Here is a 13,698-nt window from a genome sequence, read left to right on the forward strand (position 1 = left end):
ACCAATAACTTCAGAGATAACAGGTCTCTGGTACAGGTAACTTGGGTTCATTCCCACCAATCTAATACTAAACCTCATGATCGGCTCTATTCAGCTGGTTGAGCTAGACGAGGTGAGAGATTAAAAATTTCAAATCCACACTGGTGGAAATCATCTGGATTTCCACCCCAACGCTTAGTTAGCTCTTCTATCAATGCAGTCCTGATCTTTTTTGGGTCTTGACCATTCCTGTCTTTTATAAACTGTAATATGTCCTTTTCAGGCATTAAGTCATTGAGTGCAGTCCTTTCCATGAGCAGATAGTAGCCATCATCTTCAAATGGGGGCAGTTTAGAGATAGCTGGTAATCGTTTCGTCTCTGCTAGCTGCTCTTCTGAAACTTGATCTGTTTTGTATATAGCTTTTGCCAAGTTCTCTGCAATTGCCGGGTCTTTATTATCCGCATGTATTTCTCGTATTTCTGGGTTGTCGTGTGGAATATAAAGCGTTCTCATATCTCCACTGTCTCTGCGATTTAGAAGCCAGTGCGAGCTGTTAATACCGAGAAATATTCTAAAGTCGGCAGCTTGTTCCAGTGACGGCTCACCAGGTGAAGGCAGTGCGGCGTAAATCATATTGATGACTGTCGAATCACTGATGCCTTTCAAAGATCCATGTTCTGTTATGTGGACAGTGAGTGAAGCCTCCAAACGTTCTGAGAATTGATCAATTACTTGTTGGTCAGATTCTGAGTTTGAAGTCGAGCCTTCAACGTATAAAATAAGCTGTGCTACATCATTACTGCCTTCAGTCTCTGGATTTGGAAGCATCTGATATCGTTGGATCGTTGTGTGAACTGGCGGTTGCATCCCGGTACGAGGTCCATTGGATTGCAGGCTGGATTTGCCAAGATGAAGAATGCTTTGGGCAGTTGGTTCATCAAATAGTTGTAACGTGTCTCTGCGCTCTTCAAGATCCTTTTGCGCTTGAGTCTTTGGCAGCCCTGAAATATCTGGCTGTACAGTTTCTTCTGGTGCTTTAGTCTTAACCTCAGAAAATTCCCTGTTATCTTGTGTCCGAAGATCATCTTCCTGTTCTTGTAATTTGGTCATATCTACGTCGGTAAACAAGTCGTGGCCTTCTGTATTCCTTAGTTTGAGTTCGGCATCAAGGTCATCTTCTTCTGGTAAAGGGTCAGTACCTTTATCAGATGGTGTCGTAGAGACGGTCTGTTTGGTTTGTTTTTGTTCGATAACAGCGTCAATATCATCATCTTCATTTAGGGGGATCGTATCTTTATCAGGAGTTAGCCCTGCAGATAGTGGGTTCGTAAGCGGCATTTGTTCCTGCTCTTTCTCTATTGCAGCGTCAAGGTCATCTTCCTCATCTATCAAGGGAGTACTAACTCCTTCGGTGGGACCTTGCTTTGACGATTTACTCTTATCGAATTGTGTAGGCTTCGAACTCTCTTCTTTAGTTACGAATCGTTCAGGTAGCTCAAGGCTTTTTAAAAACCTGCGGTTTTCGGGTAAATCTCTGAGTGCACTTCTGAACCCCAGAAGCGCTTGGTTATCTTCCTCGCTAGTTGGCGATCTCTTAAGCAGTGCTTCATGAGGTAACTCACCGACCCTGAGTGCTGTTACAACGGGGTAAGCGGAGGGTTCTCTGGGGTCTTTGGTTTTGAGCTTTCTTTTTTTCCCAGTCCTGGTATTCGCTATTAAGGAGGCGCTTTCTGCTAATTCGGTGTGCTCTTTGGATTGGCTATAGGCAGCAAAATCTCTTTCCAAGCCTGGGCCCTCTTCATCTAAGGGCCGATCATTGTAACTAAAGGCTTTTTTCTGGTACCTACTTAAGGCGCTCATTACTTCCATATTGGCTTGTTGTAAGCTGTCAGGTGTTATTTGCAACCCTTTATTGGGATACCACAGCACCATAACCTTGTTATGCCTGTTCTCGGAACTATATGGAGACTGGGTGTGGTTTTCAGCAAACACATGTATAAACGTCGTTCCCATAGAGCCTGTCTTGTCACAGAAACACTGACGAATGCATGCTGGGGCGATCTTTCTCAAATCAGCATCAGGCATCGCGCCTGTATCTTTAACTCTATTAAGAAGTGTCGAATGAAGAGCCTGAAACTTGCTACCGTCTTCATCATCGAACATGCTGGTAAGCGCTTTTGGCAAGGCAAATCCAGAGTCGGCATCGCCACTGATGATGGTCGCTGTCGCTTCCTGACTGTTGTCTCCCCGGGGAAGAAATAATGGTGCATCTGACCGCAAAGGTCTTATATTTTTAATACTGGGAAGTTCAAAAATATCAGGCTCTGATGTTAGTTCCTCTTCTGGTGTTGTATCCGGTTTTAAAATGGCTCTTGGGGTGGTTGCGCGCATTTCGGGTTGACTTGGCTTTGGGTTACTACCCGGAGAGTCAAACTTGATTACAAAATTGCCTGTTTCTGAGGCTTCAGAAGCTTTCCAGTCAGGTAAGGCAGCTGTTAGTTCATATCGTCTTGCTTTCTCTGGTGTATAATTAAGTGCTTCAGAATTAGGTGCCAGCTCTTTTAGTTCAGTGTAGGTTGAATTGATTTCTTCTTGAATTTCTTTGAGTGACTCATCTAGCTTTTTGCCATCTTTCCCAAATGCTTTTTCTAACTCGCCAGATTCTTCTGTTTCACCAGGTTTGCCAACCAGTAATTCCAGTTTTCCTAAAAGCTTGCCCAAACGCTTTCCACCAAGTTTTTCATCAGGTGGAAGAATGCTAATTTCTTCACCAGATCTTGAGATAAATGTAATAACAAAGCCGCAGTCTCTATCAAAATCTTTAGGGACTGCCATGAATTTTCGTATTGTTTCAAGCTGTTGAGAGACTTCTTTTCTCTCTTCTAGTTTGGCTTTAAGTTTGCAGTGCTCTTTATACTGCTTTTCAAGGCTATTAATCTCTGCTTTTTTGGAGCTGACGTTAGAAGCTGGTTCCGTGCTTCCAATATGCCTGCTTTTTAGTGGAGGGGCATCATCTTGAGAGCCTGCTCCTGTAGCTGTTTGCTGCCGAGTTTGGTCAGGTGCAGACTCTTCAGGTTTTTCATGAGTAACTGTTAATGGGGATGAAGAAGTTGTTTTATTAATCCCTGCTCCGTCTTGCATGTCCTTTCCCTGGTCAGGCTATCATCCTTTGAGTATAGCCAAACAGTGAGTTAGAGAGAGAAGCTATAAGCATGACGAAGTGTTTTTTGCTGAATCGTAATATAATACGACGCTCCCTATTATGTATTCCTATATAAATCAGTGGCTTGCTTGTATTTGGTCGGTAGTTGTTATGCTGTCGCCAGTTTTTGATAAGCCCGGAACGGAATGTTGCTCATGAGCAGAACTGATAACGCAGTACAGCGCTTTATATTTGAAAATACCGATATTCGTGGTGAAGTCGTTTCCCTCAACAACAGCTATCTTGATGCTTTGGAGGCTCACGAGTATCCAGAGGTTGTCCGACGCTTTTTAGGTGAGCTGGTGGCTTCAGCGGTGTTGTTGAGCTCTACGCTGAAGTTTGAGGGGCTTCTTACCCTTCAGGCCAGAGGCGATGGGCCACTATCTCTGCTGATGGTGGAGTGTACAGACCAGAAGTCATTCCGTGCTGTTGCCCAGTTCAGGGATGATATCGTAGAAGCACCACTTCAAACGCTTTTAGGCAAGGCAAGTTTGTTGATCACTGTAGATCCTGTGAAAGGTAAGCGTTACCAAGGTATTGTTCCCCTGGAAAAGGAAACGCTGGCGGCAAGTCTTGAAGATTATTTTGCTCAGTCCGTTCAGTTGCAGACTCGCCTATGGCTGGCCTGTGATGGTCAGTCTAGCTCTGGTCTACTACTACAGGCACTGCCTGCAAGTGCTGAACTCTCTGCAGATGCGCGTTCTGAGTCCTGGAATCGCATGACTGCATTGGCAGAGACTGTTCAGAGTTCTGAGTTGTTGGATCTTGACCATGAAACACTGCTTGTCAGGCTGTTCCATGAAGAAACGGTTCGTATTTTTGAAAAAGAGCCGGTCCGTTTTATTTGCACCTGTTCTCAGGAAAGAAGTGCAAAGATCATCAGCACACTTGACCGCAAAGAGGTCGAGTCGATTATTGAAGAAGATGGTCAAGTGGCCATGGACTGTCAGTTCTGCAATCACCAGTATGTTTTTGGTAAAGAGGATATAGACTCAATCTTTAACGAAAAGCCACAGATTCATTAAGGTTTTTCTTAGCCCTCCATTTTCTGAATCAAGAGCCCGATAAGGCTCTTGATTAGATTCAGTCATTGTTTTCTTTTGTTTTTCGTTGTTTGTTTTTGTCTTTGCGGCTGGATTTTACCCGCCATTTATGAGTTCATTGCCTTGAGAATATCGATAAGAGTGTGACTTTGTGTTTTCCGTTAATGACCAATGATAAATTTGACTCGGGACAACACTTTTAATCTTACAAAGGTTTAACTTCTTTTATCAGACTCAGTTAACAACAGGGCGTGAAAAAGGGCTCCTATAACCTGAAATTTCAAGGTTATATTTAAATAATAGGTTCAATACCCTATCATAGCGCGCCACAAGAATTATCATAATCTAACAACATGAAACGTTAAGTTGAGCGTATTGCCTTAGGAGAACTTTGCATGGCCCATGTAAACGTAAAGGAAGCTCTGGCTGGAGTCGGAATCAAGGATGTCCTTGATGTAGTTTACAACCCATCCTACGAAGTCCTGTTCGGGGAAGAAACCCGACCGGAGCTGGACGGCTATGAAAAAGGGGTTGTTACCGAAATGGGTGCTGTGTCGGTGGATACCGGTATTTTTACCGGGCGTTCTCCAAAGGATAAGTACATCGTTAAGGATGAAACGACTCGTGATACCATCTGGTGGTCGGATCAGGGTAAGAATGATAACAAAGCCATTTCTGAAGGGGTCTGGGCAGATCTCAAATCACTGGTAACTAATCAGCTTTCTGGCAAGCGTCTGTTTGTTATTGATGGCTTCTGTGGTGCAAACCCCGAAACCCGCCTGAGCGTCCGCTTTGTGACTGAAGTAGCCTGGCAGGCTCACTTTGTTAAGAACATGTTTATTCGTCCAGGTGATGATGAGCTGGTGGGTTTTAAACCAGACTTCATTGTTATGAATGGGGCAAAATGCACCAATCCCAAGTGGCAGGAACACGGCCTTAACTCCGAGAACTTTGTGGCATTCAACCTGACTGAGCGTATTCAGGTGATTGGTGGTACTTGGTATGGCGGCGAGATGAAGAAAGGAATGTTCTCAATCATGAACTACCTTCTGCCGCTGCGCGGTATTGCTTCTATGCACTGTTCGGCCAATGTGGGAGAGCAGGGTGATACCGCAATATTCTTTGGTTTGTCCGGTACCGGCAAAACGACACTGTCTGCAGATCCCAAGCGTGCTCTTATCGGCGACGACGAGCATGGTTGGGATGATGATGGTGTCTTCAATTTTGAGGGTGGCTGTTACGCGAAGACGATTAACCTGAGAGAAGAGAATGAGCCGGAGATTTTCCACGCTATTCGCCGTGATGCCCTGCTGGAAAACGTGACGGTTGATGCTCAGGGAAAAATTGATTTTGACGATGGCTCAAAAACCGAGAATACCCGGGTTTCTTACCCTCTTTACCATATAGATAATATTGTTAAGCCTGTTTCCAAGGCTGGTCACGCCAAAAAAGTTATCTTCCTCACCGCTGATGCTTTTGGGGTATTGCCACCGGTATCACGTTTGACGCCAGAACAAACCAAGTATCATTTCCTTTCCGGCTTTACTGCTAAGTTGGCCGGTACAGAGCGCGGCATTACTGAGCCGACACCAACGTTCTCCTCCTGCTTTGGTGCTGCATTCCTGTCCTTGCATCCAACCAAATACGCAGAAGAGCTGGTTAAGAAAATGGAAGCTCACGGGGCCACCGCTTACCTGGTGAATACTGGCTGGAATGGTACTGGCAAGCGTATCTCCATCAAGGCAACCCGTGCGATCATTGACGCCATTCTGGATGGCTCTATCGATAAAGCAGAAACCAAAACTCTGCCTTTCTTCGGATTGCATGTGCCGCAGAGTGTTGCTGGTGTTGATGACAGTATTCTGAACCCTCAGGATACCTATGAAGATCCAGCTGAATGGGAGCGTAAGGCTCATGATCTGGCCGATCGCTTCATTACCAACTTTGTTAAGTTTACTGATAATGAAGAAGGTAAGGCTCTGATTGCGGCAGGTCCATCACTGAACTGATTCGTATCCTGTTAAGAAAAGCTGCAGTAAATAATCACATTATGTAAGGGAAGCTTTGTCTTCCCTTTTTTAATATCTGATTTCTAGGTTCTGCTGACATAAGGCTCCTTTCTCAGCTCAAGCCAGAATGCTTCTGGTTAAGTGCAAGGACGCAGGAATACCTGTGTCTTTCAAGTTCTTGTAACGACGATAGAAGTATTCGGGCTTGAGTCCTATGGGCAGTGCGTGCCCCGCAGAGCTTGGAACCTTATGTCAACAGAGCCTGCCCTGGAGCAGCCATTTTCCAGTACTTTAAAGGTTTGGTTGCATACAAATGGATCAGTTTCGATATAATTCCCGGTTTTCTCTGGTCATTGCAGTGTCTTTATGGCTTGATCTTTATGACTTGAGTGTGCAGGCCAGGATAGACATTAATTACTGTCTGGATACAGAAATCGTGCTGTTTCTGGGGTATTGTCTGGAAACTATCCTATTGTTTTGATTCCCATGATGAGTGTGTTTTATGCAGAGTATCTCCCAGCGCATAGCTGAAGAGTTGGGTGCCAGAGCTGAACAGGTTGCCAGTGCTGTACAGCTGCTTGATGATGGTTCTACAGTTCCGTTTATTGCCCGTTATCGAAAAGAAATCACCGGAGGTCTGGACGATACTCAGCTGAGAACGCTGGAGGAGCGCCTCCGTTATCTGCGAGAGCTGGAAGAGCGCCGTGATACCATCCTGAAGAGTATTGCAGAGCAGGATAAGCTGACACCTGAACTGGAAAAAGATATCCGCTCGGCTGACACGAAAACTCGCTTGGAAGACCTGTACCTTCCCTATAAACCAAAGCGTCGTACAAAGGCTCAGATTGCTCGTGAGGCTGGTCTGGAACCATTGGCAGACATGTTGTTCGATACGCCGGAAAAAGACCCTGAAGCGGAAGCAGCAGCCTTTGTGGATGCAGATAAAGGTGTAGAGGATGTAAAAGCGGCCCTGGAAGGTGCTCGCTATATCCTGATGGAGCGCTTCAGTGAAGACGCTGAATTACTGGGGCACCTGCGTGAGTTGCTTTGGAATGAAGGCATACTGAGCAGTCGCGGTATTGAAGGAAAAGAAGAAGAAGGCGCGAAGTTCCGGGATTACTTTGAACATGACGAGCCTCTGAAAAGTGTTCCATCTCATCGGGCGCTGGCCATCTTCCGTGGTCGGAATGAAGGCGTTTTGCAGGCCAGCATCCGCCTTGCCAATGAGCCTGAAGACCGTCGTGAAACTCACCCCTGTGAGAAGCTGGTCGCTGATTACTGGAAAGTTGAGCATAAAGGCCGTCCGGCTGATGACTGGCTGAAAGATGTGGTTCGCTGGACTTGGCGGGTAAAGCTGTTGTCTCAGCTGGAAACCGAGTTGATGACGCGTATTCGCGAAAACTCTGAAGACGAAGCAATCAGGGTTTTTGCCAAGAACCTGAAAGATCTTTTGCTGGCAGCTCCGGCAGGGCTCAGACCAACTCTTGGCCTGGATCCTGGCTTGAGAACCGGTGTTAAGGTTGCGGTGGTTGATGGCACTGGAAAGCTGGTAGAGCACACCACTATTTTCCCTCATGCTCCCCAGAAAAAGTGGAAAGAGTCTCTTGGTACTCTGGCTACGCTCTGCTTAACTCATCAGGTTGAGCTGGTCAGCATTGGTAATGGTACGGCATCTCGTGAAACAGACCGACTGGTGGCTGAACTGATGCGCAGTTATCCCAAGCTTGGGTTGACGAAAATTGTCGTCAGTGAAGCGGGTGCATCCGTCTATTCTGCCTCTGAACTGGCTGCCCGTGAGTTTCCGGATCTGGATGTCACTATTCGTGGTGCGGTTTCCATTGCCCGTCGTCTGCAGGATCCGCTGGCTGAGTTGGTGAAAATCGAGCCAAAGTCGATTGGTGTTGGTCAGTATCAGCACGATGTTAGCCAGATCAACCTGTCCCGCTCTCTGGAGGCTGTGGTTGAGGACTGTGTAAACGCGGTAGGTGTTGATCTTAATACGGCTTCAAGTGCTTTGCTGGCTCGTGTATCCGGCCTGAATCGTACGCTGGCAGATAATATTGTTTCTTACCGAAATGAGCATGGTGCTTTCAGAAGCCGTCAGGATCTGCAAAAGGTGACTCGCTTTGGCGCAAAAACATTTGAACAGGCTGCCGGTTTCCTGCGGGTCATGAATGGTGATAACCCCCTGGACAGCTCTGCGGTGCACCCTGAGGCGTATCCAGTGGTTGAGAAGATTGCCGGTCAGTCCAGCCGTGAGGTGCAGGCGCTGATTGGTGACTCTGGCTTTTTGAAGAGCCTGAATGCCGCCGACTTTACCGACGAAACCTTTGGTTTGCCAACCGTTACTGACATCATCAGCGAGCTTGATAAACCCGGTCGTGACCCACGTCCGGATTTCAAAGCGGCTGAGTTCAAGGATGGTATTGAAGATATCCGCGACCTCAAACTGAATATGGAGCTTGAAGGCGTTGTCACCAACGTTACCAACTTTGGTGCGTTTGTGGATGTTGGTGTGCATCAGGATGGTCTGGTACATATCTCTGCGTTGTCCGAAAACTTTGTGAAGGTTCCGAGCGAAGTGGTGAAAGCAGGAGATATTGTTAAGGTCAAAGTGATGGAAGTAGACGTTGCCCGTAAGCGAATTGGCCTCTCCATGCGCATGTCGGATAAGGCAGAAGAGCGTGCAGAAGCTCGTCAGCAACCCCGGCAGGCGCGCTCTGAAAAGCCTGCAGGTCGCAGCAAACCACAGAAAGCCAGTCAATCGGGTAATCGTGGTAAGAAGCAAGACTCTGGAGCTACTTTTGCTGACTTGTTTGCCAATGCAAAGCAGTTACGCAAGTAGGGCTCTGACCGATCGCGTTACTAATTATGTAATAAGGCTGTTAACGACGGTTGTTTGATGAGTAAAAAAAGCCAGACAGGACTTCATGTCTGGCTTTTTTTTAGGGGATTTAGAAAATTCAGGCTGGTATCATACCGTTCGCTGTACGTGATCAGATGCTAAGCTGATTGCTATTTTATCAGGCTACTTATGGCTTTCTTATTTGTTTCCAGAGTAGAGAGCTTTTGCCGTGTTTTCATGGTCTTGGGCACAAACTGTTGCCTGCAATAACCGTGTTTATGAGCAGGCTTTTAGACCTGTACTAATTACTATTGGATCTGTACCTTGGCTACTGAGTATCAGGATCGTCTGGAGCTTTTCCAGCCCAATGCTAACCATTCCGTTCTTCGTGGTATTTGCCATGGTATCGAACGTGAAAGTCTCAGGGTTACTTCAGATGCTCGTCTTTCCCAGAAGCTCCATCCTGAGAAACTGGGACGATCATTAACCCACCCGTACATTACCACCGATTATTCCGAGGCGTTGCTTGAATTTATAACGCCGGTACATTGCCGAATTGATGATACGCTCTCGTTCCTTGAGGAGCTTCATCAGTACACCTGTCAGCATATCGATGGAGAACTGCTCTGGTCGGGTAGTATGCCCCCCTTGCTTGAAGGTGATGACAGCATTCCCATCGCGCAGTATGGAAGCTCCAATATCGGTTTAATGAAAACGGTTTATCGTGAAGGGCTCTGGCATCGTTATGGCAAGCCAATGCAGACTATTGCCGGTATTCACTATAACTTCTCTTTGCCTGAGGAGTTCTGGGACCTTTTACAACAACATTCAAATGAAACAGATGTTGAGTCTCGTGACTTCAGGTCAGCAGGCTATTTTTCACTGATTCGAAATTTTCTTCGTTATTCCTGGTTGCTGATGTATTTATTCGGTGCTTCGCCGGTGGTTAGCAGAAGCTTCTTTGCAGACGGTGGTGAACAGTCAGGTTTACAGGCGCTTGATAGAGACTCTCTATATCTTCCTTATGCAACCTCATTGCGTATGAGTGATATGGGTTACAGTAATCATGCTCAATCCTCTTTGAATATTTGCTATAACACACTGGATGAGTATGTTGATAGTTTGTCCAAGGCTATCCGTACGCCTTACCCTCCTTATGAAGCTATTGGCCTGAAAAAAGAGGGAGAATACCTGCAGTTAAATACCAACCTTCTGCAAATAGAAAATGAGTATTACAGCACTATCCGGCCAAAACGCATTGCTCGCTCTGGCGAAAAGCCAGTGACTGCTTTACGCAATGAGGGCGTAGAATATGTTGAAGTCCGTTGTCTGGATATCAACCCATTTGAACCTCTTGGGCTGAGTGAGGTGGATGCTCATTTCCTTGATGTCTTTCTGATGTATTGTTCACTACAAAACGGGGACTCTATCAATTCCAGCGAGTGCGTTGAAGTCAGTAATAACTTTAAAACAGCCGTAATGGAAGGTCGTCGACCAGGTGTCGAGTTGACGCAGAAAGGTCAGCCCATTACGTTGACAAGCTGGGGTGTGCAGTTATTGGATGAAATGGCTCCGATTGCTGAGTTGTTAGATCAGGCGAATGGCTCATCCATGTTTATGGCAAGCCTGCATGCTCAAAAAGCAAAGCTTGATGATGTCTCTCTGACGCCTTCGGCTCAGTTGCTGAAGGCTATTGAGGCGGAGGGCGTTGGCTACATTGAGCTGATGATGTCGTTGTCCGGGAAACACGCCAGAGGCTTCTCTGAGCACAATCTGAGTGCTGAAAGAGTATCTTACTTTGAACAGGTTGCTCAGCGTTCCATTGCAGATCAGCTGGCAAGGGAAGGAAACGATAAAAAAGGCTTTGATGAATTCCTGAAAGATTATATGGCTGCAGATTAACTGTATTACAGAGATTCACTTTACACATGGAGGCTGGCAGCTATCGCAATAGATAAGAAAAAGGATTTTCTATCTATGCATTGTCATTAATATAAATGATCAGGTTTTTTTTGATTGGAATGAGCCTGTTTTTAATTAATGTGGGCCTACTTAATGACACAATTTCAGCAAAAAAAGAGTTTGTTAGTACTTGGATCAGGTTATTAAAATAATAATTTTTAATTAAACTGTGTTTTTTTAGGTTAAAAAATTGTTATTTATCCGAGAAAATACCCTGAAGCCATTGAATTCATGATGTTCTTGGAAAGCTTGCATTTTAAATGATGTTGTGTTTTGGAAAAATAAACGCTTGCCGCAAAAAATCCACTGTCATAACCTAGCATCTGAGCTGTCTGACATAGGCGCTTACGAGGTCCCATTCACGCAGAAGATATCTAATTGTTAAAGAGGAACTGACTATCATGCTGGAGGGTTGCCAAACGGCCAAAGAACGTTGGGGAGGTGTTTCAGAAATTATTGATCGCTGGCTCAATGAACGTCAGGAGCTGATCGTCCTTTACTGCTCCATCAATGGAATGGATCAATTTGATGATGACAAGCGCCCGGTGGCAAGTAAGTTGAAAGAGTTGTGCCAGATTTTAGTGGATTATGCATCAGCTGGTCATTTTGAGGTCTACGAGCAGTTGATTCAGGAGGCTCGGGAATTTAATGATGGTGGGATTGAGCTGGCCCATGCAATGCTGCCAAAGCTTGAAGAGAATACTTCAAGGTGTTTGAAGTTTAATGATAGCTGCGAATCAATCAGTTCTCTCCAGGGGCTTCAGGATGCAGTATCAGAATTGGGTGAAACACTGGAGGAGCGTTTCAGCCTTGAAGATAAAATGATTGAAATCCTGCATGAGTCCCATCGAGAGAAGCTGATTGACTATGATGTTTGAGCTATATGAGGACAGGCTCTGTTTTATTTTTAATGCTGTAGTTTGTCCTCTTGTTTGAGTTAGCTGCTTTTGTTTACATCTTTGAGTTCTACTTTGAAAATAATTGCTTCATTGGGGCCGATGATTCCCGGAATTCCGTTGGAGCCATAAGCCAGAGTTGGAGGAATAAACAGCTCCCAGGTTGAGCCTTCAGGCATTTTCTGTATTCCCTCTGTCCAGCCCGCAATTACACGGTTTAACTGAAAAGTTGCGGGCTGACTTCGTGTATATGAACTCTCGAACAGAGTCCCATCTATTAGCCGGCCTTCATAATGAACGGTTATGTGGTCAGTAATGGATGGTCTGATGCCACTGCCTTTGGTAAGGATTCGGTATTGAAGACCGCTTTCTAATACTACGATACCTGGTTTTTTACTGTTTTCTGCCAGAAACAGCTGGCTTTTTACGAGCCCCTTCTGAGCTGCTTTTTGATAGTTAATCTGATTCAGGCTCTGTTTTTTAACTTGAGCCAAATCTATAAAGTATGAGACCTGATCCTGCGATAGCTGAAGGTTATGGTTGCCAAGATTATCCTCAAGTCCTTGAATAACGGCATTAACATTGATCCCTTCAAATTGTTTAAGCTGTTCTGCCATGGATACCCCAAGGCTATAACTTAATTTGTCGCCTTCTGTCTCCAAAGCGGCAAATGAGCATAGGGAGTAAGAGAGCAGGGTAACGCTGGCAAGCGCTTTTAATCTCATAAATACACTCTTTCTGATGATTTTTTATGCTGTTTTTCAGCACAGCGGGCTCTGAGGCCTATCATTTAGTAAACCTGTTTTATTGGCAAGCCCAGTTTAACGCTATGGAATGAAAATATGCTTTGTTTAAAGTAATTTTTATGAAAAATAAACGTCTTGTTGTTTGTATTTTTAAAGATAAATATAAAAAAATTATCAAAAAAAACAGGTTAAAAGCTAAAAAATAATTTGCAGATGACGAATAAGCACTCTATGTTGGAATTAAAACTGGGTATAAATTATTCAGTTTTTATTGCGATGTACTAACTACTAGTAGATTGGTTAAATTAAAAACGAGGGACGACCCAATGCCTGCAACAAGGAAGACTGCAGTCAAAAAAAGTGCTAAGAAAGCACCTGCTAAAAAGGCTCCTGCTAAAAAAACTTCTGCCAAGAAGACTGTTAAAAAGGTCGACATGGTGAAAAAGTGGGAAAAAGAAATCGATGCGCTGAAGAAAAAGCTTGAGAAAGCTAAAGAAGCGCTGAAAAAAGCAAAGGCCAATGCAAAGAAAGCTGCAGCTAAGAAACCAGCAGCAAAAAAAGCGACTGCCAAGAAAAAGGTAGCGGCCAAGAAGAAGACTACTGCAAAGAAAGCTACTGTCAAAAAAACGGCAGCTAAGAAAAAGACAGTAGCAAAAAAGAAAGTTGCAGCTAAGAAAAAGGCTCCTGCAAAGAAGGCAGTAGCTAAAAAGAAGCCCGCAGCTAAGAAGAAGGTAGTGGCTAAGAAAAAGCCAGCTGCCAAGAAAAAAGTTGCAGCTAAGAAAAAAGCACCAGCAAGAAAAGCAGTTGCCAAGAAAAAGCCAGCAGCTAAAAAGAAAGTAGCGGCTAAGAAGGCTCCTGCCAGAAAGGCTGCTGCTAAAAAGACTGTAGCTAAGAAAAGAGCGCCAGCCAGAAAAGCAGCAGCAAGAAAGTCACCAGCTAAAAAGAAGTAAGTCAGCTGGTCATTTGATGCTTGAAAAGGGGGAATAATTCTATTCCCCCTTATTATTTTTATAC

9 protein-coding genes are annotated in these 13,698 nt (G+C 44.9%); 7 read left to right on the forward strand and 2 right to left on the reverse strand.

Annotated elements, in window-relative coordinates:
- Positions 1 to 86: 86 nt before the first annotated feature.
- A complete protein-coding gene (locus tag GV64_RS03055; RefSeq protein ID WP_020584634.1) occupies positions 87 to 3,122 on the reverse strand; it encodes a hypothetical protein in 3,036 nt (1,011 codons plus the stop codon).
- Positions 3,123 to 3,338: 216 nt separating this feature from the next.
- Here GV64_RS03055 and hslO point away from each other — a divergent pair, with 216 nt between their 5' ends.
- The 6 genes from hslO (at position 3,339) to GV64_RS03080 (ending at position 11,920) form a co-directional block, all read left to right on the forward strand.
- Positions 3,339 to 4,208: an Hsp33 family molecular chaperone HslO gene (hslO, locus tag GV64_RS03060; protein WP_020584633.1), complete on the forward strand. Its 870-nt coding sequence runs from the start codon at positions 3,339 to 3,341 to the stop codon at positions 4,206 to 4,208.
- Between the two features lie 413 nt (positions 4,209 to 4,621).
- Complete coding sequence (gene pckA / locus GV64_RS03065) at positions 4,622 to 6,235, forward strand: phosphoenolpyruvate carboxykinase (ATP) (RefSeq protein ID WP_020584632.1); 1,614 nt, start codon at positions 4,622 to 4,624, stop codon at positions 6,233 to 6,235.
- A 313-nt stretch (positions 6,236 to 6,548) separates the two neighbouring features.
- Positions 6,549 to 6,716 (forward strand): hypothetical protein, encoded by a 168-nt coding sequence (locus GV64_RS25175; RefSeq protein WP_020584631.1) that lies wholly within the window; start codon positions 6,549 to 6,551, stop codon positions 6,714 to 6,716.
- Positions 6,717 to 6,737: 21 nt separating this feature from the next.
- Positions 6,738 to 9,080, forward strand: a complete 2,343-nt coding sequence (locus tag GV64_RS03070) for a Tex family protein (protein WP_020584630.1) — start codon at positions 6,738 to 6,740, stop codon at positions 9,078 to 9,080.
- 324 nt (positions 9,081 to 9,404) lie between these two features.
- Positions 9,405 to 10,982 (forward strand): glutamate--cysteine ligase, encoded by a 1,578-nt coding sequence (gene gshA, locus GV64_RS03075; protein WP_020584629.1) that lies wholly within the window; start codon positions 9,405 to 9,407, stop codon positions 10,980 to 10,982.
- Between the two features lie 461 nt (positions 10,983 to 11,443).
- Complete coding sequence (locus GV64_RS03080) at positions 11,444 to 11,920, forward strand: Rsd/AlgQ family anti-sigma factor (protein WP_020584628.1); 477 nt, start codon at positions 11,444 to 11,446, stop codon at positions 11,918 to 11,920.
- A gap of 59 nt (positions 11,921 to 11,979) precedes the next feature.
- Here GV64_RS03080 and GV64_RS03085 read toward each other — a convergent pair whose 3' ends face one another.
- Complete coding sequence (locus GV64_RS03085) at positions 11,980 to 12,663, reverse strand: FKBP-type peptidyl-prolyl cis-trans isomerase (RefSeq protein ID WP_020584627.1); 684 nt, start codon at positions 12,661 to 12,663, stop codon at positions 11,980 to 11,982.
- Between the two features lie 347 nt (positions 12,664 to 13,010).
- On the opposite strand from GV64_RS03085, the gene GV64_RS03090 reads away from it, so the two are divergent.
- Positions 13,011 to 13,634: a hypothetical protein gene (locus tag GV64_RS03090; RefSeq protein WP_020584626.1), complete on the forward strand. Its 624-nt coding sequence runs from the start codon at positions 13,011 to 13,013 to the stop codon at positions 13,632 to 13,634.
- Positions 13,635 to 13,698: the final 64 nt, after the last annotated feature.

This window comes from Endozoicomonas elysicola, from assembly GCF_000710775.1.
In the GTDB taxonomy this organism is placed as follows: domain Bacteria; phylum Pseudomonadota; class Gammaproteobacteria; order Pseudomonadales; family Endozoicomonadaceae; genus Endozoicomonas; species Endozoicomonas elysicola.